20 protein-coding genes and 1 tRNA gene are annotated in these 25,490 nt (G+C 64.1%); 13 read left to right on the top strand and 8 right to left on the bottom strand.

What is annotated here, in order from left to right; genetic code table 11:
- Nucleotides 1-18: 18 nt before the first annotated feature.
- Nucleotides 19-288, bottom strand: a complete 270-nt coding sequence (locus MUN81_RS02315; RefSeq protein ID WP_245114784.1) for a hypothetical protein — start codon at nucleotides 286-288, stop codon at nucleotides 19-21.
- Between the two features lie 92 nt (nucleotides 289-380).
- Here MUN81_RS02315 and MUN81_RS02320 point away from each other — a divergent pair.
- The 3 genes from MUN81_RS02320 to MUN81_RS02330 all read left to right on the top strand — a co-directional run bounded on the left by MUN81_RS02320 (nucleotide 381) and on the right by MUN81_RS02330 (nucleotide 2,494).
- Nucleotides 381-453, top strand: a tRNA-Gly gene (locus MUN81_RS02320).
- A gap of 470 nt (nucleotides 454-923) precedes the next feature.
- Entirely contained in the window at nucleotides 924-1,949 is a 1,026-nt protein-coding gene (locus MUN81_RS02325) for a YncE family protein (RefSeq protein WP_245114785.1), read from the top strand.
- An 8-nt stretch (nucleotides 1,950-1,957) separates the two neighbouring features.
- Complete coding sequence (locus tag MUN81_RS02330; RefSeq protein WP_245114786.1) at nucleotides 1,958-2,494, top strand: TSUP family transporter; 537 nt, start codon at nucleotides 1,958-1,960, stop codon at nucleotides 2,492-2,494.
- 126 nt (nucleotides 2,495-2,620) lie between these two features.
- On the opposite strand, the gene MUN81_RS02335 is transcribed toward MUN81_RS02330, so the two are convergent.
- From MUN81_RS02335 to MUN81_RS02360, 6 genes are all read right to left on the bottom strand, one after another.
- Nucleotides 2,621-2,839: a hypothetical protein gene (locus MUN81_RS02335; protein WP_245114787.1), complete on the bottom strand. Its 219-nt coding sequence runs from the start codon at nucleotides 2,837-2,839 to the stop codon at nucleotides 2,621-2,623.
- A gap of 52 nt (nucleotides 2,840-2,891) precedes the next feature.
- Nucleotides 2,892-3,548: a phosphatase PAP2 family protein gene (locus tag MUN81_RS02340; protein WP_245114788.1), complete on the bottom strand. Its 657-nt coding sequence runs from the start codon at nucleotides 3,546-3,548 to the stop codon at nucleotides 2,892-2,894.
- A gap of 5 nt (nucleotides 3,549-3,553) precedes the next feature.
- Nucleotides 3,554-5,971, bottom strand: a complete 2,418-nt coding sequence (locus tag MUN81_RS02345) for an outer membrane beta-barrel family protein (protein WP_245114789.1) — start codon at nucleotides 5,969-5,971, stop codon at nucleotides 3,554-3,556.
- A gap of 105 nt (nucleotides 5,972-6,076) precedes the next feature.
- Nucleotides 6,077-6,526 (bottom strand): PepSY-like domain-containing protein, encoded by a 450-nt coding sequence (locus tag MUN81_RS02350; protein WP_245114790.1) that lies wholly within the window; start codon nucleotides 6,524-6,526, stop codon nucleotides 6,077-6,079.
- 84 nt (nucleotides 6,527-6,610) lie between these two features.
- Complete coding sequence (locus MUN81_RS02355; protein WP_245114791.1) at nucleotides 6,611-7,858, bottom strand: HAMP domain-containing sensor histidine kinase; 1,248 nt, start codon at nucleotides 7,856-7,858, stop codon at nucleotides 6,611-6,613.
- On the bottom strand, nucleotides 7,855-8,532 hold the full coding sequence (locus tag MUN81_RS02360; RefSeq protein WP_196295206.1) for a response regulator transcription factor: 678 nt from the start codon (nucleotides 8,530-8,532) through the stop codon (nucleotides 7,855-7,857). The genes MUN81_RS02355 and MUN81_RS02360 overlap by 4 nt, the downstream gene beginning before the upstream one ends.
- Before the next feature lie 186 nt (nucleotides 8,533-8,718).
- Between MUN81_RS02360 and MUN81_RS02365 the strand changes: the two genes are divergently transcribed.
- The 3 genes from MUN81_RS02365 to MUN81_RS02375 all read left to right on the top strand — a co-directional run bounded on the left by MUN81_RS02365 (nucleotide 8,719) and on the right by MUN81_RS02375 (nucleotide 14,417).
- Nucleotides 8,719-10,062 carry a TolC family protein gene (locus MUN81_RS02365; protein WP_245114792.1) on the top strand — a complete coding sequence of 448 codons (1,344 nt, stop codon included), beginning with the start codon at nucleotides 8,719-8,721 and terminating at the stop codon, nucleotides 10,060-10,062.
- Nucleotides 10,063-10,171: 109 nt separating this feature from the next.
- Nucleotides 10,172-11,149, top strand: a complete 978-nt coding sequence (locus MUN81_RS02370; protein WP_245114793.1) for an HlyD family efflux transporter periplasmic adaptor subunit — start codon at nucleotides 10,172-10,174, stop codon at nucleotides 11,147-11,149.
- Between the two features lie 145 nt (nucleotides 11,150-11,294).
- Nucleotides 11,295-14,417: an efflux RND transporter permease subunit gene (locus tag MUN81_RS02375; RefSeq protein WP_245114794.1), complete on the top strand. Its 3,123-nt coding sequence runs from the start codon at nucleotides 11,295-11,297 to the stop codon at nucleotides 14,415-14,417.
- 6 nt (nucleotides 14,418-14,423) lie between these two features.
- Here MUN81_RS02375 and MUN81_RS02380 read toward each other — a convergent pair whose 3' ends face one another.
- The gene (locus MUN81_RS02380) at nucleotides 14,424-15,230 is read right to left on the bottom strand and encodes a phosphatase PAP2 family protein (protein ID WP_245114795.1); all 807 of its coding nucleotides are present in this window, start codon (nucleotides 15,228-15,230) and stop codon (nucleotides 14,424-14,426) included.
- 268 nt (nucleotides 15,231-15,498) lie between these two features.
- Between MUN81_RS02380 and MUN81_RS02385 the strand changes: the two genes are divergently transcribed.
- From MUN81_RS02385 to MUN81_RS02415, 7 genes are all read left to right on the top strand, one after another.
- Nucleotides 15,499-15,756 (top strand): hypothetical protein, encoded by a 258-nt coding sequence (locus MUN81_RS02385; RefSeq protein ID WP_245114796.1) that lies wholly within the window; start codon nucleotides 15,499-15,501, stop codon nucleotides 15,754-15,756.
- 451 nt (nucleotides 15,757-16,207) lie between these two features.
- Entirely contained in the window at nucleotides 16,208-17,569 is a 1,362-nt protein-coding gene (locus tag MUN81_RS02390; protein ID WP_245114797.1) for a sigma-54 dependent transcriptional regulator, read from the top strand.
- Nucleotides 17,570-18,420: 851 nt separating this feature from the next.
- Nucleotides 18,421-20,121 (top strand): potassium-transporting ATPase subunit KdpA, encoded by a 1,701-nt coding sequence (kdpA, locus tag MUN81_RS02395; protein ID WP_245114798.1) that lies wholly within the window; start codon nucleotides 18,421-18,423, stop codon nucleotides 20,119-20,121.
- A 161-nt stretch (nucleotides 20,122-20,282) separates the two neighbouring features.
- Entirely contained in the window at nucleotides 20,283-22,322 is a 2,040-nt protein-coding gene (gene kdpB, locus MUN81_RS02400; protein ID WP_245114799.1) for a potassium-transporting ATPase subunit KdpB, read from the top strand.
- Between the two features lie 66 nt (nucleotides 22,323-22,388).
- Nucleotides 22,389-22,955, top strand: a complete 567-nt coding sequence (gene kdpC / locus MUN81_RS02405; RefSeq protein WP_245114800.1) for a K(+)-transporting ATPase subunit C — start codon at nucleotides 22,389-22,391, stop codon at nucleotides 22,953-22,955.
- A gap of 60 nt (nucleotides 22,956-23,015) precedes the next feature.
- On the top strand, nucleotides 23,016-24,221 hold the full coding sequence (locus tag MUN81_RS02410) for a porin (protein WP_280638254.1): 1,206 nt from the start codon (nucleotides 23,016-23,018) through the stop codon (nucleotides 24,219-24,221).
- A gap of 90 nt (nucleotides 24,222-24,311) precedes the next feature.
- A complete protein-coding gene (locus tag MUN81_RS02415; protein WP_245114802.1) occupies nucleotides 24,312-25,481 on the top strand; it encodes a sensor protein KdpD in 1,170 nt (389 codons plus the stop codon).
- The last annotated feature ends 9 nt before the right edge of the window (nucleotides 25,482-25,490 follow it).

Genomic DNA, 25,490 nt, shown 5'->3' on the forward strand with positions numbered 1-25,490 from the left:
CGCCCGCCGGGCGGCTAGTTACAGCATTTCGTTCGCGTCGGGGTCACGGCGGTTATTTTCGCCGCGCCGCATACGCAGGCCCATGCGCACCAGCAAGCCGCTGGCCAGTAGTCCCACCAGGTAAGCCGAAAGCAACAGCGCCGATGCATTCTGTGCGCCACTTGTGTACCACATATACACCGCCACGTACACCTTAAGCAGCATCCCGATACCTAGCAGCACCCCGCTTAGCGCGAGCAACAAGCCGACCAAACGGCGCGTGGGCGGAGGTAGGGGAGGAGTGGGCATAATGCTCGGCTAGTACGCGAAGGCCAATGGTGGGGTTCTGGCCCGTTGCTAATCCGTTTCTTTGACGTAATTTTGGCACACCAATTCACCCCGCGAGAGTAGCTCAGTTGGTAGAGCATCAGCTTCCCAAGCTGAGGGTCGCGAGTTCGAACCTCGTTTCTCGCTCATTGATTAACAGCCATTTAGATGAAAATCTGGATGGCTGTTTTGCTTTTGGATTATACTGCGGGTTATACAAGTGCATGATGGACTCATCTTCAATTGATGTCCATCCTCGGCGATGACATTCAGAAAGTGCCTAAAAAGCAACAAATGATATTGAGGTGTTTTAGCCAATCATCTCACACCAAGTCAACCGATTTTGTAAGTATGCAGGAAGAAAAATGGGGGTTGTCATGTTTTAAATAGCTCTACCGATGAGAGCGGGTGTTTCTTGTCAGATTTGCGCCAGAATTACCCGATACGTTTGCTTATCAGCTCTGCATCAAGATGACTGAAGGGTCGTGAAGTGCTTATTTATGACGCTTTAAGCTCGGTACGCAGAAATCCGGCATGGCAGCACTCACAGGCGCATAGATTGTTTTTGTCGGTATAGGCTGGGGTTGGTAATCCGCTTTATATCCTCTCTCAATTTTATGAAAAAGCTTTTCGTTGCGTGGGCCTTAACTCTCAGCGCTGGTGCTGCGCAGGCCCAACAGCCTGCGCCTTACCATCTGCTCAATACCATCGCCATCGGTGGTGAGGGCGGCTGGGACTACCTGACCGTGGACCCAGCCGGCGAGCGGCTCTACGTGTCACACGGCACGCGGGTGGAAGTGGTCGATTTGAAGACCCGCAAGTTCATTGGCACCATCCCGAACACGCCCGGCGTGCACGGAATCGAAGTGGTGCCCAGCGCCGGGCGCGGCTATATCACCTGTGGGCGCACCAACGCCTGCGTGGTGTTCGACCTGAAAGCCCTGAAGCCCATCGGCGCGCCCATCCCCACAGGCCCCAAGCCGGACGCGCTGTTCTACGACGCTTTCTCGAAGCGCGTGTTCCTCTTCAGCAACGACGGTGGCAAAAGCACCGTGCTCGATGGGGCCACCGGTGCCGTGCTGGGCACGGCCGAGTTGGGCGGCGACGTGGAAGCTCCGGCCACCGACGGCCGCGGCACGCTCTTCGTCAACCTGGAGGACAAGGGCGAGGTCATCGCCTTCGACGCCAAATCCCTGGCCGTGAAAAAGCGCAGCTCCCTGGCTCCTGGCGAAGAGCCCACCGGCCTGGGCTACGACCCCAAAGCCAACCGCCTGTTCAGTGCCTGCGCCAACGAGAAGCTGGTGGTGACGGACAGCCAAACCGGGCAGCAGGTGGCCGTATTGCCCATCGGCAAGGGCGCCGACGGCGCCGTATTCGACCCCACTACGGGCAACGTCATCACCTCGAACGGGGCCTCGGGTACGTTCACGGTCATTCACCAGGACTCTCCCACGAAATACCGCGTGGTGGGCAACGTGCCAACGGCGCGCGGGGCCCGCACCCTGGCGCTGGACCCCAAAACCCACCACCTTTTCACCTGCACGGCCGACTACGGCCCCACGCCGGCCCCCACGGCCGAGAACCCGCGTCCTCGGCCGAGCATCGTACCCGGTACGTTTCGGGTGCTGGAATACGGCCACTAAGTCGGTTGGTGTTGTCACAAAACCTGATTGATATGTGGTGGATATACGCCCTGCTGTCGGCCGTTTTCGCGGCTCTCACCGCCGTGCTGGCCAAAATCGGTATCCGGGGCGTCGACTCGAATCTGGCCACGGCCCTGCGCACGGTCGTGATTTATCGCCACCTCAACGTGGCCAAAAAGGTGGAACTGGGCAACCCCGGCATGGTGCTGGGCGGTGCGCTCACAGGCTTCCTCTCGGGCCTGACGGGCAGCGCCGGACCCACCGGAGCCTTGTTTTTCCTGGGCCTGAACCTGCCGCCGGTGGCCTACGTGGCCAGCGCCGCCTTTGCCTCGCTGGTACTACACCTCACCAAAACCATTGTATACAGCAAGTACGCCCTCGTCACGACCAAAGGCCTGCTGGTGGGCACCTTCACCGGCGTGGCCATGATTGGGGGCAGCTACACCGGCAAGCTGCTGCTGAGCCGCATCTCCAAGGAGAAATTCCTCATGGTAGTCGAAGGCCTGATTGTGGTCTTCGGGCTGCAGATGATGTTCGTGGCGTAGCCCGGTTCGGGGTAAATAAAAAAGGGCTGTTACCCACGACGGGTAACAGCCCTTTTTGTTGTCATTGAGTGTGGTACAAACCGGTGCCGAAGTAGCAAGCCCCGAAAAGCTGACAAAAAAACGGAGCTACTTGCCCTCCCGGTTCAGCGCGATGCAGAGAGGGCAACGGGGACGGGTTTCGTCGATAGTGGCGGGCTCGTAGTATTGCCACTCGCCGCTGCGCTTCAATTCCTGCCCTTCGGGGCACTGGTCGTTGTCATGAAAAGGGTAGCGCTTGGGCTCTGGCTCGGGTGCCATGAGCCCGGTGACGTGAAAAGTGTGGCGGAAAAAGGGAGGTGTTTGCATCTCGTTGGTAATTGAAGCAGACCGGCAAGCTACCGGCCAATTCTGTGCAGAATCAGGTCGGCCGCTGGTTAGGCGGCAGTAGCACGTAAACGCCCGTGACCCAGCCCAGCGCGGCTATCCAGCCCGAAAGCACGTCGCTGGGATAATGCACGCCCAGGTAGACCCGCGAAAAGCCCACGCCCAGCACGAACACCGCTCCCGGCCCCCACACCCGCCAGCGCCGACGGGCCAACAGCAGGCCCAGCGCCAGCACCACGGCGGCCGAGCCCATGGCGTGCCCGCTGGGAAAGCTGTAGGACGTTTCGGGCGCCAGCGACGCCCAGAACGCCGGCCGAGGCCGCCCCAGAATGGCCTTGGCCAGCAGGTTGAGCGCCGCGGCTCCGCCCACGGCCAAGCCAAAGAACCACGCGTGGCGGGGCTGCCGGCGCCACGCCAGCACGCCGGTAAACAGCACGGCCGCTACCGCCATGGGCACGGGACCGCCGATGGCGGAGAAGAACAAACTCAGCGAATCGAGCGCGGGGCGGGCGTGGGCGTGCGCCCAGCGCAGGAGTGGCAAGTCGCCGTAGAAGCCCTCGCCTTCCTCGATTTCGGAGCTGGCTTTCAGGAAGACGGTCCAGGGCAGCACCACGCCCAGCAGCAGCAGCTTCAGCAGGCGCCGCCGATGGGCCAGCAGCAGGGCAACAAATCGGGCGAAGTACGTGGGCATGGGGCTTAGTTGTCGCTGCCGCCCTCGTCGTCGGCGCTTTTGCGCCGGGCGCGGCTCTCCGAAGTCTGCCCGAAGCGGTAAGTGAAGCCCAGGTAGGCAATGCGCGACTCCCGCTTGAAGCGCGTGACGGTGGCGAAACCCGCCCCGCTGTCGTTCGAATCGAAGCGCAGGGTGTTGAAAAGGTCGGCCACGCGCAGCGTGAACGTGCCGTGCTCGCCCAGCACGTTGTAGCGGGCGGCCAAGTCGATGTTGAACGCCTCGCCCCGCGTGCCCTGCGCCGAGTTGATGGGCGAGCGGTAGTTCACGGCCAGCTGCGCATCCACGCGCTTGCTGAAGGGGAACGTGTTGTTCAGCCGGCCCGTGAAAGCCAGGCTGGTCGTGTTCACGGCCGTGCCGCTGGTGCTGCCCCGAATGATGCGCCGGAACGCCGAGGCCGTGCCGTTTACCTTCCAGAACGCAGCCAGGGGCGTGGCGCCCACCACTTCCAGACCGTAGGAGGTTTCGTCGCCCACGTTCAGGCGGGTGGTCAGCGTCACGAGGTTGCCGGTGAGTGGGTCGGTGATGACTTGGCGGAAGGGCTTGAGCGTGGCCGTTTCGAGGCGGTAGAATACGGTAGTGCCCAGGCTGCGCCCGCCAGCCCCGTCCAGCTGGTGGCCCAGCTCGAAGGAATTGACAAACTCAGGCCGCAACTGCGGGTTGCCGGAGGTCAGGTTCAGCTGGTCGGTGCGGTCTAGGAAGGGGTTCACGTCGCCGGCGTCGGGCCGGCCCACGCGGCGCGAGTAGCTGAGCTGCACGCGCTGCTCGTGGGGCAGGTCGAGGGCCAGCACGGCGGTCGGAAACAAGCTCAGGTAGCGCTGGGTGAACTGCTCGCCCGTGGTGCGCTGGTCGCCGGTGACGGTGGTGTGCTCGGCCCGCAGTCCGGCCTGGTAGCTGAGCTGGCCGCGGGCCCCGGCGTAGAGCCCGTAAGCGGCCTGCACGTACTGGCCGTACACGAAGCGGTTGCTGGGGTCGAAGGCCAGGGCCGGTGTGCTGGCCAGCTGGTAGTCAATATCGTAACGGCGCAGGCTGCTGCGGGCGCCCGTCTCGAAGCGGCTTTTCTCGCCCAGCGGCCGCACGTAATCAACCTGGGCCGTGGCCTGCGCGGTGCGGTTGACGGTTTGCTGGCGCTGCGTGCGCTGGCTGTTGTCGAGGTACACCAGGCGGGAATCTACCGCGTTGTCGTTCAGCAGGGGCGTGTACACGGCGCTGGCGGTCAGCTCCCGGCCCTTGTGCGCAGCCCACTCGCGGCGGTAGTCCAGGGTGAGGTCGGCGACCCGGAAGTTGCCCGTGCTAGCGTTGTCGCGGGTGCTGGTGCCGGCCCGCACGGGCCGCTCGCCGGCCGTGGCGTTCACCTGGCGCGAGAGCAGGGTTTCGTCGGTGCTCGTCAGGTTCAGGCGCGGCTGCACGGCCAGGGTCAGCGTTTGCTCGGGGGTGAGGGCGTAGTCCAGGCCCAGGCGCAGGGCGTGGGTGTTCTGTAGGTTCGCGCCGCTGCGGTCCTGGTGCAGGCACAGGGTGCTGTCGCGGCTCATGGTGGTCTGGTCCACGGTGCCGCGGAAGTATCGCCGGTCGCGCCGGTAGTCGTACTGCCCAAACAGGTTGACCTTGCCTTTGCGGTAGTTAAGCAGCAGCGAGGCGTTGGCCTTGTCGCCGGTGCCGCCGGTGGCGCTCACCTGGCCGTTCAGGCCCTCGCGCCGTTCTTTTTTGAGCACGATGTTGAGGATGCCGCCCGCCCCGCTGGCGTCGTAGCGGGCCGAGGGGTTGGTAATAACCTCCACGCTCTGGATGCTGCTGGCCGGAATCTGGTCGAGGGTGGTGCCGGTGGGCTTGCCGTCGATGAACACCGTCACGTTGCTGGCCCCGCGGATGCTCACGGCCCCGGTCTGGTCCACCGTCACGGAGGGCACGTTCTGGAGCGCGTCGATGGCCGTGCCGCCGGTGGCAGTCAGGTCCTTGCTCACATCGATGACCTTTTTGTCGAGGCCGCCCGTCACCACTGCCCGCTCGGCCGTCACCACCACGTCGGTGAGCTGGGTGGCGGCGGGGCGCAGCTTCCACGTGCCCAGCGCCAGGCCGGGCGCGTTGGCCGTGAGGCTGACGACGCGCCGGCTCGTGCGGTAGCCCACGGCCGTGGCCCGCAGCACGTACTGGCCCAGCGGCACCGGGGCCAGCTCAAACACGCCCAGCTCGCTGGCCTGAGTGCCGGCCACGAAGGTCGAATCGGCGCTGCGCAGCAGCACCACGCTGGCAAACGAGATGGGGTTGCCGGTGCCCGTTTCCAGTAAGGTGCCGCGCACCGCGCCCGTTTGGGCCTGCGCCGCCCAGCCGATTCCCCACCACAACCCCAACAGCACTCCCAGCCGGGCCAGTCCTTTTTTACGCAACATTCCTTTGATTATTGACACGCAAGCCGCCGAGTATTCTACGGCCGCTGATGCAACGCCCTGTCGGTCCAGGCAGCCCACAGGGCGTTGCAACTGATGTAGTTGATTTTACTGCGTCACCACTTTGCCCTCGGCGGTGAACAGTACGTCCTGCGCCTTGCCTCCCTTGCCTCCCTTGCCTCCCTTGCTTACCTCGGCTTCGTACACGGTGCGGCCGTCGGCTTTCACGATGGTAGCGGCTTCCTTCACCTGGTAGGCTTTGTAGTCGCGGGCCAGGGTAGCGCGCACGGCGGCCGGCAACTGGGCGGCCGGCATGTCGGTTTCGGTTTCCTGCAGCACGCCGGCGGACGTCAGCACGGCCGACATGGTTTTGCCGTTTTGCTTGAAGCCGGCTTCGTAGTCAGCCCCTTCTTTTTCCCAGGTCACGGATTTTACCGCCGGAAACTTGGCTTTGAACGCGGCCTGAACACCGGCCGGCACCTTAGCGGCGGGCAGGTTCTGGGCGGGGGCAGTACCGGCCACCAGGGCGGCGGCCGCCACGAGCAACAGGGTTTTCATGGGGTTGAAACGGGTGATTTGGTTGAGGAATGCCGCAAACCTAGCGGGCGAATCTGGCCGGAATCTGTACGGCGCGGGCGGGCCTCAGAACGTCACCCGCAGCGTGTGCAGGTGCCCGGCCGGCGCGTAGGCATAGCTCAGCCGGAAGCCGTAGTAGGTGCAGATTTGCTCGGCGATGGACAAGCCCAGGCCGGGCGAGTCCGACGCCGCGTTGTGCTTGCGGAAGCGGCCGAGCAGCAGCATGGGGTCGGTGCGGAGCTCGGGGCCGGTGTTGGTGATTTCCAGTGCAGCCAGATTGAGCTGCACCCGCAGCAAGCCGCCACGCACGTTGTGCTTCACGGCGTTCTGCAAAAGATTACCCACCAGCGACTCTGCTAAGGCCGGGTGCATCACCACCGACACGGGCGTGAGCGGCCCTACCTGCGGCTCCAGGTCTTTGTCTTCCAGAAAATCCTGAAGCTGCCGCAGCTTTTCCTGCACTACGCTGTCCAGCGACACGGGCACACTGGCGTTGAACTGCCGGTTCTCAATCTTGCTGAGCAGCGTGAGGGCCTGGTGCAGGCGCGAGAGGCGCCGCGCGCCGCGGTACACGTCCTGCACGGCCTCTAGGGTGCGCTCGGGCAGGTCGGAGTCCTGCACCAGCTGCTCCAGCCGGGCCTGCATAATGGCCAGGGGGGTCTGGGTTTCGTGGGCCGCGTTTTCGGTGAACTCTTTGAGGGCGCGGTAGTCGGCGGCCACGCGCTGGGTGAGCTGGGCCACGGCCTGGTTCAGCTCGCTGAACTCGTCAATGGGGGTTACCGGCAGCGCCAGCGACTCGGGCTGCTGCAGCTGGAAGCCGCGCAGGGCCTGCAGCGTGCGCCGAAACGGGGCCCACAGCCAGCGCGATAGCCAGCGGTTGAGCAGCAGCAGGCTGCCGAAGAGCAACGTCATCACCGCCAGCATCACGCCCATCACCACCTTGAGGACATCCTCGGTTTCGAGCAACGACTTGCGCAGCGTGAGCCAGTGCACCTGACTTCGCACCACCACCGGGAAGGAGATAACACGGAAAGGCACCGGCTCGCGCTCCACGGGGTCGAAGATGACGGTATCGCGCAGGCTCTCGGAGCGGGTGGGGCCGTCGATGGTCAGCTCCTGGGGAAGGGCAATGGTGGGCAGCGCGCCCGTCCGCTGGATGCGCGCGGTGAGGTAGGTGCGCTGCTGCTGGAGCTGCTCGTCCACTTCGTGCGCCAGGGCATGTTGCAGGCCCTCGTACAGCAGGCCGGTGCCCAGCACGAACAGCGTGGCGCTCAGGCCCAGGTAGTAGCGGTTGGTGCGGGTGAGGAGCTTCACGCGGTTTCGAGCTTATAGCCCAGGCCGTAGATGGTGCGAATGTAGTTGTCGGCCCCGTGCTCCTGCAGCTTCTTGCGCAGGTTCTTGAAATGCGAGTAAATGAAGTCGAACGAGTCGGCCATGTCGGCGTCGTCGCCCCAGATGTGCTCGGCAATGGCCTCCTTGGTGAGCACGCGGTTGGGGTTGGCCAGCAGGAACAGCAGCAGGTCGTACTCGCGCCGGGTGAGCGTGAGGGGTTTTTCCTTTACCAATACCAGCGTCTGGTCGGGGAAGATGGTCAGGTCCCGAAATACGATGTGGCGCTGGCCCTGAAACTGCCGCCGCCGGATGATGGACCGCAGCCGCGCGTTCAGCTCGGCCAGGTGAAAGGGCTTGGGCAAATAGTCGTCGGCGCCCAGCTCCAGGCCCTGCACCTTGTCGTCGAGCGAGCCCCGGGCCGAGATGATGAGCACGCCGGCCACCGACTTGTCGGCCTTGAGCGTGCGCACCAGGTTCAGGCCCGAGCCGTCGGGCAGGGTCAGGTCCACCAGCACGCAGTCGTACTGGTAGAGCTTGATTTTTTCGTGCGCCTGCTGGTAGGTTTCGGCCACTTCGCACACGTAGCCCTCGTGCCGCAAAAACTCCAGCAGCGTGCTGCGCAGCGGCGCCTCGTCTTCAACAATCAGAATTTTCACGCTCAGGGAAAGAAAGGTGGCGCGCCCGTTGCCGGCCGCAAGGTCGGCAAGTAGGCCGGGAAATCTGTAAACAATCTGGCGGCAACCTGCCCGCGGGGCCCGGCCCGCCGGGGCCCGCGACGGGGCCATCCAGAATTTACCCAGATTTGAACAGGAGGTTTGCCGGAAACTTCCTTGCCTGACCGCGTGCGCCGATTATCCTGCCTGCTTTCCGTTTTCCTGCTGCTGGCCTTGAAGGCGGCCGTGCCGGCGTGGGCGCAGCAGCCTGCCGCGCCGCCCGTGCTCAATGCGCCACCCATTTACACCCCGTCGGCCGCGCTGACCAGCCCGCGCCGGCTGGCCGACTTTCTGCAAGCGGCCCGCCAAAACAGCCCTCTGTTGCGCGAAAACATCAACCAGGTTGGCCAGAACCGCATCGACAGCCTGGTACGCGCCCGCCAGAACGGCGTGCAGGTAGGCGGCATTGGCTCGGCGCTGTATTACCCGTCCATCACCAACAGCCAGGGCGAGAGTGTGTTGGGCTACGACAACGCCATTTCCAACGGCGGCAACTACGCGGCCATCGCCCAGGCCACCAAGCCCATCCTCAACCGCTTCCAGCTGCAAACCGACTACCAGATTCTGGCCAGCCAGGGCCAGGTGCTGCGCAACACCGGCCGCCTCTCGGCGCTGGACCTGCGCCGCAGCATCACCGACCAGTTCCTGACTGCCTACGCGGCCGAAACCCAGCTCTCCTTCAGTCGCTCGCTGCTGACGCAGCTGCGTGAGCAGGATAAAATGCTGCGCCAGCTGGTGAACGGCGGCATTTTCAAGCAAACGCAGTACCTGAGCTTCTACCTCTCCGTGCGGACCCAGGAAGTGACCGTAGAGCAGGACCGCCTGGCCTACCGCCGCGAGCTGGGCACGTTGCGCGCCCTGGCCGGTGTGGCCGATACGGCCCTGGTGACGCTGGAGGCGCCCACGCCGCCCAGCCACCGCCCGCTGGCCGGCCTGCTGGCCCCCGCCCAACGCCAGTACACCCTCGACAGCCTGCGCCTGCGCCTCGACCGTCAGGCCATTGACGCCACCTATCGGCCCAAGGTCAGCGCCGTGCTCGATGCCGGCCTGCAATCCTCGTCGTACCTGCCCGTGGCCCTGGCCCACAGCGTGGGCATCGGCGGCGGCCTGCAGCTCACGCTGCCCATCTTCGACGGCCACCAGCGCCAGCTGCAATACCAGCGACTCGACCTGAGCGAACAAAGCCGGCGCGGCTACCGGCAGTTTCTCACGGTGCAGCGGCAGCAGCAGTACGAGCAGCTGGAAGGCCTGATTCGGGCCTCCGATGCCTTGCTGGCCCGCATCCGGGAGCAGCTGCGCGTGGCCGACGCGCTGGTGGGGGCCGCCCGGCAGCAGCTGGCTACCGGCGACGTGGCCATCCTCGACTACCTCAACCTGGTGACCAGCTACCGTACCCTGCAATTCAGCCTCACCCAGGCCCAGACCGAGCAGCTCCGCAGCCGCTTTGCGCTGGATTACTTGGCCGAGCAGTAACCTTTGAACGTCATGCAGCGCGCAGCGAAGCATCTCGCGTGCTTAATCAATTAATTACTGCCACAAGCGAGATGCTTCGCTGCGCGCTGCATGACGTTCTTTTCCCTATATGACCTTTCTAAACCGCCTTTTCTTCCTCCTTGCCCTCACCAGCCTCGCGGCCTGCGGGGCCAAAGACCCAGCCGCGGCCGATGAAGCTGCCGCACCCGCCGACGGCGAGGAGGAAGCGGCCGTGAAGCCCCGCGCGCTGGTCACGGTAGGCAGCATTCAAACCGACACCCTCACCGATGTGCTGCGGCTGAGTGCCGTGTCGGCCTACGCGGCCAAGGACGCACTGCGGGCCACCACCACCGGCTACATGCTGGCGCCCACGCCCGTGGTGGGCCAGCAGGTGCGCGCCGGCCAAACGGTGTTCACCATCCAAACCAAGGAGTCGAAAACCCTGCACCTGGATAAGCTCACCGGCGACCCGCGCCTGAAATTCAGCGGCATCATCCCCATCAAGTCGGCCCGCGCGGGCATTCTGGCGACGGTGGATAAGCTGGCCGGCGACTACGTGCAGGACGGCGAGCAGCTCGGCCTCACCTATGATAAAAGCCGCTTCGGCTTCATCCTCGACGTGCCCGTGACCCAGCTGCGCTACGTGCACACCGGCCAGACCTGCCGCATCCTGCTGCCCGATGGACGCGTGCTACCGGGCCGCGTGGCCGAGGTGCTGGCTACGGCCGACGTGAGCATCCAGACCCAACGCTACACCATCCGGCCCACCGGCCCGGTGCCCGACCTGCCCGAAAACCTGGCCGTGCAGGTGGAGCTCGACAAAACAGCCCCGCACCTGGCCCGCACCCTGCCGCGCGGTGCGGTGCTGACCGACGAGACGCAAACCGAGTTCTGGGTGATGAAGCTGCTCAACGACTCCACCGCCGTGAAGGTGCCGGTGACCGTGGGCGCGCAGGAAAAAGACCACATCGAAATCAAGCAGCCGGCTTTCTCTCCGAAGGACCGGATTCTCCTCAGCGGCAACTTCGGCCTCGATGACACGGCTGCTGTGAAAGTTACCCGGCCGGTGGCGGCGGAGAAAGAATAAAACGAGCTTTCGTAGCGAACAAAAAGAACGTCATGCAGAGCGCAGCGAAGCATCTCGCGTGCTACCACTAGTTCTTTAATTGCTGCTGCACGCGAGATGCTTCGCTGCGCTCTGCATGACGCTATGAAAGGAAAAAAACAACCAAATGCCCAACCGCACTTCCCTTTTTCAAGCCTACAAAGCGCCCATTGCGGTGCTGCTGGCCCTGGCGATGGCCCTGGGCACGGTGGCCTACCGGCGCATCACGGTGGCGCTGTTTCCGGAGGTGACGTTTCCGAAGGTGAAGGTGATTGCCGATAACGGGCTGGTACCCGTGGACCGCATGATGGTGACCGTGACAAAGCCTATGGAGGACGCCATGAAGCGCGTGCCGGGCCTGAAATTGCTGCGCTCAACCACCAGCCGCGGCAGCTGCGAAATCTCGGCTTTTCTGGATTGGAACGTTGACGTAGCTAAGAGCCAGAGCCTGATTGAGTCGCGCCTGAACCAGATTCGGGCCGACCTGCCGCCCACCGCCCAAATCTCGGTGGAGCGCATGAACCCGGCCATCCTGCCGGTGATGGGCTACACGCTGGAAGCCCCTGGCAAGTCGGCGCTAGAGCTGCGCAAGCTGGCGCTGTTCACCATCAAGCCGTTTTTGTCACAGGTAGAGGGAGTTTCGTCGGTCCAGATTCAGGGCGGGCGCACCAAGGAGTACCAGGTGCAACTGCTGCCCGACCAACTGGCCGCGTTGGGTTTGGGTCCGGATGACGTGAGCAAGGCCCTCGGTGCCACCAATTTCGTGCAGAGCAACGGTTACCTGAGCGACTACCGCCGCCTCTACCTCACCGTCACGGACGCCACCATCACCCAGAAGGAGGACCTCGAAAACCTGGTGCTGCGCAACGACGGCCGCCGCATCGTGCGCCTGGCCGATGTGGCCACCGTGGGCCTGGGCGAGCAGCAGGAGTACACCCGCATCAACGCCAACGGCCACGACGCCGTGCTCATCTCCATCCTGCGCCAGCCCGACGCCAACGTGGTGCTCGTCTCCGACGGCGTGCGGGCCAAGGTGGCGGCCCTGCGCGCCGGCCTGCCGCGCGGCGTGCGCCTGGCCCCGTACTACGACCAGGCCGATTTCGTGGCCGAGGTCGTTCGCTCGGTGCAGGACGCGCTCTGGATTGGCCTGGCGCTGGCCCTGGTGGTCACGGCGCTGTTCCTGCGTTCCTGGAAGGCTACGCTGACCATTCTCGGGGCCATTCCGGTGGCGCTGGCGCTCACCATCGCGGTGCTGTATTTCGGCCTGGGCTACTCGTTTAATATCATGACGCTGGGGGCCATCGCCGCGGCCATCGGCCTCATGATTGACGACGCCGTGGTGATGGTGGAGCAGCTGCACCGCGTGCGCGAAGACCACCCCGACGAATCGGCTGGCGAGGTGGTGCGGCGCTCGGTGGGCCATTTGCTGCCCGCGCTCGTCGGCTCTTCGCTGAGCACCATCGTGATTTTCCTGCCGTTCGCGCTGCTGGGCGGCGTGGCGGGTGCCTATTTCAAGGTACTGGCCACCACGATGGTGGTGGCGCTGGTGTGCTCGTTTTTGGTGGCTTGGCTGGGGCTGCCCGTTATCTATTTATTGCTGTCGCGCGGGCCCAAGCAGGACAAAGCGGAGGCCCCGGATACCATCGACGTGGACGACGCCAATAATCAGGTAGGTGGCGATGGCAGCGCGGCCCTGCCCAAAGCGGATTCCAACCACCACGAAATTCCTTGGGTGCGGGCCGTCATCCGGCACCCGGCATATAGCGTCATCGGTATCCTCGTTTTGGTAGGCAGCATGGTGCTCATTATCCCGCGCCTAGCCACCGGCTTTCTGCCCGACATGGACGAGGGCGCCATCGTGCTCGACTACCACTCGCCCGCCGGCACCAGCCTGGAAGAAACCGACCGCATGCTACGCCAGGCCGAAAAGCTGATTGTGAAAGTGCCCGAAGTGGCCAGCTACTCGCGACGCACCGGCACGCAGATGGGCTTTTTCATCACCGAACCCAACAGCGGCGACTACCTCATCCGCCTCAAAACCGACCGCCAGCGCAGCACCGAAGACGTTATTGCCGACATCCGTGAGAAAATAGAGGCGACCCAGCCGGCGCTGGAAATCGATTTCGGCCAGGTCATCGGCGACATGCTGGGCGACCTCATGAGCACCGTGCAGCCCATCGAAATCAAGGTGTTCGGCCCCGACGCCACCAAGCGCTACGCCCTGGCCAACCAGGTGACGGCCGTGGTGGAAAAAGTGCAGGGTACCGCCGACGTCTTCAACGGCATCGTGCGCATGGGCCCCAGCGTGGACGTGCGCCCCGACCCACGCCGCCTCGCGCAGTACGGCCTCACCGCCACCGATTTCCAGACCCAGCTGCAAACCCAGCTGGCCGGCACCACGGCCGGCGCGGTGCTCGAAGGCGAGCAGCTGCTCAACATCCGGATGCGCTACCCCGGCGCCGCCCAGGCCAACCTGGCCCAGATGCAGGCCGAGCCCGTGTTCCTGCCCAACGGCCAGCGCCGCCGGCTCGACGAGCTGGCCACCGTGCGCATCACGCCCAGCGAAGCCGAGCTGGAGCGCGAAAACCTGCAAGCCATGACCGCCGTCACGGCCCGCCTCGACAACCGCGACCTGGGCAGCGCCATGGCCGAAATCAAGCAGAAGCTGGAGCGCGACGTGCCGCTCCCGCCCGGCTACTTCATCCAGTACGGCGGCTCGTACGCCGAGCAGCAGCAGTCGTTTCAGGAGCTGCTCACCATTCTGGGCACGGCCTGTCTGCTGGTGTTTGCCGTGGGCCTGTTTCTATTTCGGGACTTGAAAGCGGCGGGCCTGATTCTGCTGGTGGCCGTGCTGGGGCCGGCGGGCGGCAGCTTGGCGCTGTTTCTGACCCATACGCCGCTGAACGTGGGCTCCTACACCGGCCTCATCATGGTGGTGGGCATCATCGGCGAAAACGCCATCTTCACCTTTCAGCAGTTTAACGAGGCCCGCGCCGAAGCGCCCGTGGAGCAGGCCATCGGCTACGCCATCGCGGCCCGCCTGCGCCCCAAGCTGATGACGGCCTTGTCCGCCATTGCCGCGCTGCTGCCGCTGGCGTTGGGCATCGGGGCCGGCGCGCAGCTGCACCAGCCCTTAGCCATCGCCGTTATCGGGGGCTTGCTGCTGGCCCTGCCGCTGCTGCTCGTGGTGCTGCCCAGCCTGCTCCGCCTGGCCTACAAGGGCCAGCCGATGCCGGCCCCGGCGGCTTAGCGCGGTCTACCTGGTGGGGCGCCAACTCAGGCTCACGCCCGAGGCACCGCTGCCAAAGTAGGCCGGCGTCATGCTCACGTCGCGGCCGATGCTTTTACGGCCCCAGCGGTTGCGGTGGCTCAGATAGGCCAGGTGGGCGGAGAGGATGCCGAAGCCGGCGCCGGCCACCACGTCGGACTGCCAGTGCTTGTCGTTTATCATGCGCAGGGCGGCCACGCTCGTGGCAATGGTGTAGGCGCCCACGCCGTACCACTGGCTTTTGTCCCGGAACTCGGTATGCACGATGCTGGCCGCCAGAAACGCCTGCGCCGTGTGGCCCGACGGGAACGAGAGATTGTCTTGCCCGTTGGGGCGGGTTTCGTGTGCCAAGTACTTCACGGCGAAGGTGCTGGCCAGCATGATGGCCTCGCCCTTGGCGATGATGAGCAAGGTGTTGATGCGGTCGTTGCGCGATTCCACGCCGGCTAGGGCCACCGCGCCCAGCTCCAGATAAGGGAGGAAGATGACCGTATTGTCAATCATCGTATTCACCGGCCGGAACTGCCTCTGTGTGAACTCGCGGGCACTGCGGTTGATGCCCGCGTCGCCCTGCGCCGTGATGGCACCGTAGGTGATGAGTACGGCCGGGATGGCTACGGCCTTGAACAACTTGCTCTTGAGGAAGGGCTGTTTGACGGCGGCAGGCATCCCGCCGGGGTTTTCGTACTTGCGCGTGGTGTCGGCAGGGGACGGGGCGACCTGCGCGTAAATCGAAGTGTAGGAGGTTGTCCCAACGGACAAGGCCAGCAGGAGGCGAATAGCAAGCGTTTTCATGAGGTGAAGCGGCAAAATTCTTCAAAATATCCAAGAGCTTGTCAGCCCAAAGAGCCCGTGTACGGGAGCATTCTGGAGAAATTTTGTAGCTATTGCACAGAATTTAGCATCCTACATAAACGTCGAGTGCAAGCTATGCGCTGCCTGAGAAGCGCGGAGTCACAGGATGCGCATGATAAACAACGCCAAGCCCAAGTGAATATCCTTTGCAAAGTGGGCCGTCTCGGAAAACGGTCCGAAGGCGAGAAAAGAAGCTTACGTTTACTCAATGCTGCGAATACTATTGTTGGACCCGCACTGGCAAGGCATGGACGGGCTGGTGTGGGCCGTGCTCCTGGTGTGCGTGGCCGTGCCCGTGGGCGGGGTGGTGTACCTGGTGAACCGGCACGTCGCGCGCCAATGGGACCGGCGATGGAATGGCGCGCCGGCGCGTCCGAGCGCAAGCGAGCGGCTGCTGCGCATGACCATCCTCGCGTTCCTGGTCGTCACCGCCCTGGTGGTAGGCGCCTTGCTGTGGGCCGCCTGAGCGAGCTACCTGCTCGCGTATCGGCACGGCAAGACGCAGGCGGTTCCGTCCAAGAAAAGGGTGGTGGCCCAGCTACCACGCAATCGGCTCTGGCGGCCCGGCTTTGGCAAAACCGCCCCCGCCGAGTTTGATGTCGGTAAGCCAGGTCTGCACGGGCCAGTGGGTGTCTTCGTGGTTGCACCACCGGAGATGCTTGCCAAGCGGCCATGACCCGGAAGCCGCCCTCTTCGTCGCCATACGGCGTCTGCTGCCAGCGGTAGAAGGGCCATGATTGTTGGCTATGCCTGCGTGAGCACCTCCACTCACTTAGGCGGGCCCACCGGAGAAAGGCTGCTAATCCCCTCAAGGCATAGCATCGAAGTACGCCCCCTTGCCAGAGGAAACTTTACGTGGTGATTCCTTTTACAAATACCTGTTCTTTGCAGCAGGTTTCCATTCGTCGCTGCTTCCTATGCTCGCCAATACAGTTTTAATCGTTGATGACGAAACCGAGCTGCGCCACCTGTTGGCCCGAGTACTGGAGTTGGAGGGCTACACCGTGCTGCAAGCGCCAGATGCCCGCCGGGGCCTGGAAGCGTTGCGCGAACACAGCGACGAAGTGCTGGTGGTGCTTTCCGACGTGAAGCTGCCCGATGGCCACGGCGTGGACCTGCTGCCCCGCTACCGGGCCGCCGCGCCACTGGCCGAAGTCATCCTGCTCACCGCGTATGGCACCGTGCCCGATGGCGTGCAGGCCATGAAGCTCGGCGCCTTCGACTACCTCACCAAGGGCGATTCGGACGACCAGCTGGTGGTGGTGGTGGGGCGGGCAGCCGAAAGGTCCCGGCTGCAGCGCCGGGTGGCGGAACTGGAAAAGCGCGTGGGCTTGCAGCACAGCTTTGCCTCCATGATTGGCCGCTCTGCCGCGCTGCTGCAGGCCAAGGCGGTGGCCGAGCAAGTGGCGCCCACCGATGCCACGGTGCTGCTGGAGGGGCCGACGGGCAGCGGCAAGGAGCTGTTTGCCCAGGCCATTCACCAAGCCAGTTCGCGTCGGAGCCGGCCGTTTGTGGCGGTCAATTGCAGCGCCTTTTCCAGGGAATTGCTCGAATCCGAGCTGTTTGGGTACCGTAAAGGGGCTTTTACCGGGGCGCAGGGCGATAAGAAGGGACTGATTGAGGAAGCCAACGGGGGCACCTTGTTTCTGGACGAAATCGGCGAGCTGGAATTGGGTCTGCAGGCCAAGCTGCTGCGCGTGCTGGAGGGCCAGGAATTCATCAAGACCGGCGACACCAAGCCCACCCGCGTGAACGTGCGCTTGGTAGCCGCCACCAACCGCAACCTGCGCCAGGAAGCCGAACAGGGGCATTTCCGGGCCGATTTATATTACCGCCTCTCGGTGGTAGTGGTGACCGTGCCCGCACTGAATGCCCGCCGCGCCGACATCCCGGCGCTGGTGGAAAGCTTCCTGCTCCAGTTCTCCGCCAAGCTGCGCAAGCATCCCCTGACCGTGACCGACGAAGCGCTGCGCGTGTTGCAGCACTACCCCTGGCCCGGCAATGTGCGGGAGTTGAAAAACGTGTTGGAGCGCGCCTCCATTCTCACCCCGCCCGACCAGCCCCTGACCGTGGACGGCCTGCCGTTGGAGCTGCAAATGTTTTCGCTGGTGGGCCACCCGGCCAGCACCCCCGACGGCGAGCGGAGCCTGCGGCGCATGGAGCGAGACCACATCCAGCGCATCCTGCTGGAAACCGCCGGCAACAAAACCGAGGCCGCCCGCCAGCTCGGCATCGGCGTAACTACGCTGTACCGCAAGATTCAGGAATACGGCTTGTAGGACCTCGGGCCTGTTCCCACCCCGACGCCGGAGCCGCCGAATGGCCACTTAACCGTCCGGGCAGTAGCAAGCCCCGCCGTGCGGCGGCAGGCCGCGCCATGCCAGGCGGTAGCGTAAGGAACCAGGCGCTGCCCGGCCGGCCGCTAGGCCGCAAGCGATTACTGCCGCCCCCGGCTTTCGGGCAGTTCGTCGAGCCAGGCATGAAGGTCAGTGGCCGTGAGTTGTAGCCCGTTGGCTTGGGCGTAATAGGCGCGGGCCGCATCGGTGCTTTCTGCAAGCAGGCAGGGCAGGGCAGGGCAGGGCAGGGCAAAAAGCCGTGCAACCGCCAAGCGTGTGCCAATGCCGCCAATGCCGGCTGCCACCCCATGACTACGCTTTTCCGCAGGAGCCCACCCCACCATAATGGAAACCACCCTACCATAATGGTAGGGCAGGAGCGCGACGCGACCCGTATGCGGGGCGTCTCATATAAAATTATACTATTGACAATCTGATTCTTGCATTGGGAAAGTGCGGGCAAGCCAGAATTGGGTTCGCTGTTGGTGGTGCCGGGTCTGACCACGTCTTACAACAAGATTTTTTTATGGCGCCTGCCCTCCTCATTCCCCTGCTCACCGGCCTCGGCCTGGCCGGCTTCTGGCTCTTCCGCAAGTCGGTGGATTTTTTCGACCACATCTAGTTCCGTCTGTGCCATGATGATTGCCCTTTTTGCGCTGGCCCTGGCCACGTTCGGCTACCTCTGCTACGTGCTGCTCCGGCCCGAAGAATTTTAAGCGGGGACTTGGCACCGAAGCCCGCCCGGCCCCTGCCAAGCAACCCCAAGACCCGACGCCCCCAAGACTCTATTACCCATGACCCAAGAACTTCTTGCCATCCTTGGCATTTTTTTGGCCACGGTGCTGCTGGCCATGCCGCTGGGCCGCTACCTGGCCGCCATTTACCGCGGCGACCGGAACTGGTCCGACTTTATGGGGCCGCTGGAGCGCGGCCTGTTCAAGGCCGGCGGCATCAACCCTGAGCGGGAAATGACCTGGCAGCAGCACCTGCTGGCCCTGCTGGCCATCAACCTGCTCTGGTTCGTGTACGCCATGCTGGTGCTCTGCTTCCAGGGCGGCCTGCCGCTGAACCCCGACGGCAACGCCTCGATGACGCCCGACCAGGCCTTTAACACGGCCGTCTCGTTTCTGGTCAACTGCAACCTGCAGCACTACTCCGGCGAGTCGGGCCTGACTTACTTCTCGCAGCTGGTCGTCATCATGTTCCTGCAATTCGTGACGGCCGCCACCGGCATGGCTGCCTGCGTGGTGGTGTTCAACGCCCTGCGCGAGGGCACCCACGAAAAGCTGGGCAACTTCTACAACTACTTCGTCAAGAGCATCACGCGGGTGCTGCTGCCGCTCTCGCTGGCCGTGGCGCTGGTGCTGGCCTTTCAGGGCACGCCCATGACGTTTCGGGCCAAGCAGCCGATTGTGACGATGCAGGGCGATTCGGCCGTGGTCAGCCGCGGCCCGGCCGCCGCCATGATTGGCATCAAGCAGCTGGGCACCAACGGCGGCGGCTTTTTTGGCGTCAACTCGGCCCACCCGCTCGAAAACCCCACCAGCCTCACCAACGCCGTCGAGAACCTAAGCATCACGCTCATTCCCATGGCCATGGCGCTGTGCTTCGGCTACTACCTGCGCCGCCCCCGGCTGGGCTGGATGGTGTTTGGGGTGATGACGGCCGGCTACCTGCTGCTGCAAGTGCCCACCGTGGCGCTGGAAATGCACGGCAACCCCGCCATTACGCGCCTGGGCGTCGACCAGCACCTGGGCTCGCTCGAAGGCAAGGAAATGCGCCTCGGGGCCCCCGCCTCGGCGCTGTGGGCCATCCAAACCACCGTCACCAGCAACGGCTCGGTCAACGCCATGCACGACTCGCTCACGCCCATCTCGGGTATGAACACGCTGCTGGGCATGATGACCAACGCCTTCTACGGCGGGGTGGGCGTGGGTTTCCTCAACTTCTTCGTGTTCATCATCGTGGCCGTCTTCATCTCGGGCCTGATGGTGGGCCGCACCCCGGAGCTGCTGGGCAAGAAAATCGAGGCCCGCGAGATGAAAATTGCCATCCTCATCGCCCTGCTCCACCCGCTGCTGATTCTGGCCGGCACGGCCATGGCGGCCCACCTCTACGCCGGCAACCCCACCGAATACGCCGGTTGGCTGGCCAACCCCGGCTACCACGGCTTCTCGGAGATGCTGTACGAGTACACCTCGTCGGCTGCCAACAACGGCTCCGGCTTCGAGGGCCTCGGCGACAACACGCCCTGGTGGAACATCAGCTGCGGCGTCGTGCTGCTGCTCTCGCGCTACCTGCCCATCATCGGGCCGGTGGCCATTGCCGGGCTGCTGGCCCGCAAGAAGTTCATCCCCGAAAGCGCGGGCACGCTCAAGCTCGACACGGCCACGTTCGGCATCATGGTCTTCTTCGTGATTTGGATTATTGCCGCGCTGTCCTTTTTCCCGGCTCTGGCGCTGGGCCCGCTGGCCGAGCATTTCACGCTCTATTAGAAGTGAGATATGAGACTGTGAGACTTGAGAAGTGAGATGAACGACTTCCGTATCTCCCCCGTCCAGTCTGGTCTTACAGCATCATAGCTCCTACTCAATTTCCTGTCTTACAGTATCATGCGGCACAACTCCGTGTCTCACTTCCCATGTCTAATAGTCCCATGTCTAATACCTCTCTTTTTCAATCGGCGCTGGTGCGCGAAGCCATCGGGCAGGCCTTCGTGAAGCTGAACCCGCGCACGATGTTCCGCAACCCGGTCATGTTCACCGTGGAAATCGGCACCGTCGTGATGCTCTTCGTCACGCTCGGCCTGCTCGTTAGCCCCGATGCCGCCCAGGGCAGTTTGGGCTACAACTTCACGGTGTTCGCGGTGCTGTTCCTGACCCTGTTGTTTGCCAACTTCGCCGAGGCCATCGCCGAGGCGCGGGGCAAGGCCCAAGCCGAAAGCCTGCGCAAAACCCGCGAGGAAACCCCCGCTCGCGTCGTCGACGCCAACGGCAACATCGCCTCGGTCAGCTCGTCGCAGCTCACCAAAGGCCAGTTCTTTCTGGTGGAGGCCGGCGAAATCATTCCCACCGACGGCGAGATTGTCGAAGGCCTGGCCACGATTGACGAGTCGGCCATTACCGGTGAGTCGGCGCCCGTGATTCGGGAAGCCGGCGGCGATAAGTCGTCCGTCACGGGGGGCACCAAAGTATTGTCCGACCGCATCAAAGTGGTGGTGACCACGGCACCCGGCGAGTCGTTTCTCGACAAGATGATTGCGCTGGTAGAGGGCGCTTCGCGGCAGAAAACGCCCAACGAAATTGCCCTCACCATCCTGTTGGCTGGGTTTACGCTGGTGTTCGTCATTGTGTGCGTGACCCTGCAGCCCTTCGCCGAATACTCGAAAACACCCATTGCGGTGGCCTCGTTTATCGCCCTGTTTGTGTGTTTGATTCCGACCACCATCGGCGGGTTGCTCTCGGCCATCGGCATCGCCGGCATGGACCGGGCCCTGCGGGCCAACGTCATCACCAAGAGCGGCAAGGCCGTGGAAACGGCTGGCGACATCGACGTGCTGCTGCTCGACAAAACCGGTACCATCACCATCGGCAACCGCAAGGCCACGCATTTCTGGCCGGCGCCCGGCGTGCCCATGGTACAGTTCGTGGAATTTGCCACCCTCGGCTCGCTCACCGATGAAACGCCCGAGGGCAAAAGCATCGTGGAGCTGGCCCGCGACAGCAAGGTGGACGCCCAACAGCTACAGCCGCGCCTGGCCGGGGCCGAACTTATCAAGTTCACGGCCGAAACCCGCTCCTCGGGCGTGACGCTGGCTGGCGGCACCCGCATCCGCAAGGGCGCGGCCGATGCCATCCGGCGGCTGGCCGAACAGGCCGGCCAGGTTTATCCGCAGGAAGTGGCCGCGCGCGTGCAAGCCGTGGCCAGCAACGGCGGCACCCCGCTCGTGGTGAGCGAAAACGACCGGGTGCTGGGCGTGGTGGAACTGCAGGACATCATCAAGCCCGGCATTCAGGAACGGTTTGAGCGCCTGCGCAACATGGGCATCAAGACGGTGATGGTGACCGGCGACAACCCGCTCACGGCCAAATTCATTGCCGAAAAAGCCGGCGTCGACGACTTCATTGCCGAAGCCAAGCCGGAGGACAAGATGCAGTACATCCGCGCCGAGCAGCAACTGGGCAAGCTGGTGGCCATGATGGGCGACGGCACCAACGACGCCCCCGCCCTGGCCCAGGCCGACGTGGGCGTGGCCATGAACTCGGGCACCCAGGCCGCCAAGGAAGCCGGCAACATGGTGGACCTCGACAACGACCCCACCAAGCTCATCGAGGTGGTGGAAATTGGCAAGCAGCTGCTCATGACCCGCGGCACGCTCACCACGTTCAGCATCGCCAACGACGTGGCCAAGTACTTCGCCATCGTGCCCGCGCTGTTCATGGTGGCCATTCCGGGCCTGCGGGCGCTCAACATCATGGGCCTGCACTCGCCGCAGTCGGCCATTCTCTCGGCCGTCATTTTCAACGCCATCATCATCCCGGCCTTGGTGCCGCTGGCGCTGCGCGGGGTAAGCTACACGCCCATTGGGGCTTCGGCTTTGCTGCGCCGCAACTTGCTGGTGTACGGCCTAGGCGGAGTCATCGTGCCCTTCATCGGCATAAAACTGATTGACCTGCTGGTGGGCGTGTTCGTGTAAATGCAAATCAACAGCACGTCCTGCTTTGGCAAGTGCCGCGCAACGTGCCAAACAATCTTAATTACCATGAAATCCAACTTCCTTCCCGCCCTGCGCATGACCCTGGCCATGCTGGTGCTGTGCTGCGTTCTGTACCCTGCCCTTGTCTGGGCCGCGGCCCAGCTGGCCCCCGGCCACGGCGATGGCGTGCAGCTGCGCCAGCACGGCCGCGTCGTGGGCTTCGCCAACGTGGGCCAGCAGTTCAGCCGGCCCGACTACTTCAACACCCGGCCCTCGGCCGTGAATTATAACGCCCAGGGTTCGGGCGGCTCCAACAAGGGCGCCAGCAACCCCGACTATCTGGCCACGGTGAAGGCCCGGCTCGATACCTTCCTGCTGCAAAACCCCACCTTACACGCCGCCGACGTACCGGCCGAGTTGCTTACGGCCAGCGGCTCGGGCCTCGACCCGCACCTCTCGCCCCAGGGCGCGCTGGTGCAGGTGGCCCGGGTGGCCCAGGCCCGCGGCGTGGCGCCGGGCCGCCTCACCGAGCTGGTGAAAAACAACACCGAAGGCGGCCTGCTGGCCCCCGAAACGGTGAACGTGCTGCGGCTGAACTTGGCGCTGGACGCGCTGGCCCCAGCCCGCAAATAAGGATTCACGGCCCTATGCGCGGCCATCTTCCCTTTCCATTTTGTTGCCAGCCGTGCCCACTTGCGGGCGCGGACCCAGGGGCCTGCTGGCTGCACGCCACCTGCTTTTTGCCCGTTTTCTCATGAAAAAGTTTTTATTTCCAGCCGTGGCTATCCTCCGTGTGAGCACCGCCCTGGCCCAGACTACTCCCCCCACCGACCCCGCTCTGGCCGTGTCTGCGCCGGCCGCGCCGGTGCCGGCCACCCCAACCCGCTCACGTTCTACGGCTTTGTGGATGGCTATTATGGCTATGATTTCGACCACGGCAACACCCAGAGCCGGCCCGGCTTTCTCTACTCGCACAATCGCCAGAACGAGTTCACCGTGAACCAGGGCCTGCTGGGAATGCGCTACGACGACGGCAAGGTGCGCGGCGCGTTTGGCATTCACGCCGGTTCTTACGTCAAGGCCAACTACGCCGCCGAGGACCAGGTATTCAAGCACATCTACGAAGCCTACGCCGGCTTCCGGCCGTTTGCCAAGGCCTGGCTCGACGTGGGCATCTTCGGCTCGCACATCGGGTTCGAGTCGGCTATTTCGAAAGATAACTGGACGCTGACCCGCTCGTTGATGGCCGAAAACTCGCCCTATTACGAGGCCGGGGCCCGCCTTACGTACGAGGTGGCCCCCCAGCTGACGCTGGCCGGGCTGGTGCTCAACGGCTGGCAGAACATCCGCGAGAGCAACCAAGCCAAGGCCCTGGGCACCCAGATTCAGTGGAAGCCGTCGGGCAAAATCCTTGTCAACAGCAGCACGTTCTACGGCCAGGAGCAGCCGCAAGACTCGGTGCGCCGCCGCCGCTACTTCCACGATTTTTACGTGAGCTACGCCGCCACCACCCGCCTGAGCCTGGCGCTGGTGTTCGACGTGGGCAAGCAACAGGCCGCCCGCCCGGCCGGCGACAACGGCGAGAAGTACGACACCTGGCACACCGGCGCGGTCTTCGTGCGCTACAAGCTGGCCGACAAGTGGACCACGGCCCTGCGCGGGGAGTACTACAACGCCGAGCGCGGCGTCATCATCGGCTCGTTTGCGCCGGCCGTGGGCAGCCCCAACGCGTTTATTCGGGGCGGTTCAATCAACCTGGACTATGCCCCCACCGGCAACGTGCTGGTGCGCGTCGAAGGACGGGTGCTCAACGCCAAGGACAATATTTTTCTGGAAGCGGGTGGCCGCAGCCGCGACACGTATGGCAATGTCACGTCGAGTGTAGCCATTTCGTTTTAACGCCGCCCCGCGCTCTTGGCGCCTTTCCCCGCGTCGCGTCCCTGCGGGGTGGGGGAGAGGCGTGGGTTTTTAACTTCTCACAGGCATTGCATGGACCCCGCCGAAGAATCGTTGCGTGACCAGTCCGCCGAGCGTTTCCTGCGCCTGGTGCAGGAGCGGCGGCGCGGCCGGCTGAAAATTTACCTGGGCCTGGCGGCCGGGGTGGGCAAGTCGTTTCGGATGCTGCAGGAAGCCCACGACTTGCTGGCTCATGGCGTAAACGTGCTCATCGGCTACGTGGAAACCCACGGCCGGGCCGGCACCGTGGCCCAGTTGGAAGGACTGCCGCTGCTGCCGCGCAAAAGCGTGTTCTACAAGGGCCGGGCGCTGGAAGAGATGGACCTGGACGGCATTCTGAAGCAGCGGCCGGCGGTGGTGGTAGTGGACGAGCTGGCCCACTCCAACGTGCCGGGCTCGCGCCACGACAAGCGCTGGCAGGACGTGGAGGAGCTCGTGGCCGCCGGCATCTCCGTCATCACGGCCGTAAACGTGCAGCACCTCGAAAGCCTGCACGACCAGGTGCTGCGCATCACGGGCACCGACGTGACCGAACGGGTGCCCGACGCCATTCTGCGGGCCGCCGACGAGGTAATCAACGTGGACTTGACGGTGGATGAGTTGCGGAGCCGCCTGCAGGACGGCAAAATCTATACCCCCGACAAGGTGCCCGCCGCGCTGGCCAACTTCTTCCGGCCCGAGCACCTGCTGCAATTGCGGGAGCTGGCCCTGCGCGAAGTAACCCGGGTGCTGGGCTACCAGATTGAGAGCAACGCCGGCGGGGCGCCCGCCGTGGCGCCGCAGCGCCGCAACGCCGACCGCCTGCTGGCGTGCATCAACTCCAACAACCGGGCTGCCAAGGAAATCATCCGCAAGACCTCGCGGCTGGCCGACCGGTTCGGGGCCGCGGCCTGGTACGTGCTCTACGTGCAAACCGGCCGCGAAACCGCCGACCGCATCGGCCTGGCCACGCAGCGGCACTTGCTCAACAATTTGCAGCTGGCCACCGAGCTGGGCGGCCAGATTCTGCGGGTGAAAAACGACGACGTGGTGGGAGCCATTCAGCGCGTGGCGCTGGAAAAAAACGTCACCCTGCTCGTGTGCGGGGTCACCAGCGAAAAAGGCACTTGGGAACGAATTTCGCGCCGAGGCATCACCAACGACCTGATTCGAGCCGTGGCCCGCGGCCCCCACGAACTGGACATCTACCTCGTCAGCTATTAGCTCACTGCG

Origin of the sequence: Hymenobacter sp. 5317J-9 (assembly GCF_022921075.1) — a bacterium.
GTDB lineage: Bacteria > Bacteroidota > Bacteroidia > Cytophagales > Hymenobacteraceae > Hymenobacter.

What these genes read in the sequence shown, in the direction of transcription:
- MUN81_RS02375 (WP_245114794.1), top strand. Translation starts at nt 11,295, where the DNA reads ATGCCCAACCGCACTTCCCTTTTTCAAGCCTACAAAGCGCCCATTGCG.
- kdpA (WP_245114798.1), top strand. Translation starts at nt 18,421, where the DNA reads ATGACCCAAGAACTTCTTGCCATCCTTGGCATTTTTTTGGCCACGGTG.
- MUN81_RS02385 (WP_245114796.1), top strand. Translation starts at nt 15,499, where the DNA reads ATGCTGCGAATACTATTGTTGGACCCGCACTGGCAAGGCATGGACGGG.
- MUN81_RS02370 (WP_245114793.1), top strand. Translation starts at nt 10,172, where the DNA reads ATGACCTTTCTAAACCGCCTTTTCTTCCTCCTTGCCCTCACCAGCCTC.
- MUN81_RS02350 (WP_245114790.1), bottom strand. Translation starts at nt 6,526, where the DNA reads ATGAAAACCCTGTTGCTCGTGGCGGCCGCCGCCCTGGTGGCCGGTACT.
- MUN81_RS02415 (WP_245114802.1), top strand. Translation starts at nt 24,312, where the DNA reads ATGGACCCCGCCGAAGAATCGTTGCGTGACCAGTCCGCCGAGCGTTTC.
- kdpB (WP_245114799.1), top strand. Translation starts at nt 20,283, where the DNA reads ATGTCTAATACCTCTCTTTTTCAATCGGCGCTGGTGCGCGAAGCCATC.
- MUN81_RS02390 (WP_245114797.1), top strand. Translation starts at nt 16,208, where the DNA reads ATGCTCGCCAATACAGTTTTAATCGTTGATGACGAAACCGAGCTGCGC.
- MUN81_RS02315 (WP_245114784.1), bottom strand. Translation starts at nt 288, where the DNA reads ATGCCCACTCCTCCCCTACCTCCGCCCACGCGCCGTTTGGTCGGCTTG.
- MUN81_RS02345 (WP_245114789.1), bottom strand. Translation starts at nt 5,971, where the DNA reads ATGTTGCGTAAAAAAGGACTGGCCCGGCTGGGAGTGCTGTTGGGGTTG.
- kdpC (WP_245114800.1), top strand. Translation starts at nt 22,389, where the DNA reads ATGAAATCCAACTTCCTTCCCGCCCTGCGCATGACCCTGGCCATGCTG.
- MUN81_RS02340 (WP_245114788.1), bottom strand. Translation starts at nt 3,548, where the DNA reads ATGCCCACGTACTTCGCCCGATTTGTTGCCCTGCTGCTGGCCCATCGG.
- MUN81_RS02335 (WP_245114787.1), bottom strand. Translation starts at nt 2,839, where the DNA reads ATGCAAACACCTCCCTTTTTCCGCCACACTTTTCACGTCACCGGGCTC.
- MUN81_RS02325 (WP_245114785.1), top strand. Translation starts at nt 924, where the DNA reads ATGAAAAAGCTTTTCGTTGCGTGGGCCTTAACTCTCAGCGCTGGTGCT.
- MUN81_RS02380 (WP_245114795.1), bottom strand. Translation starts at nt 15,230, where the DNA reads ATGAAAACGCTTGCTATTCGCCTCCTGCTGGCCTTGTCCGTTGGGACA.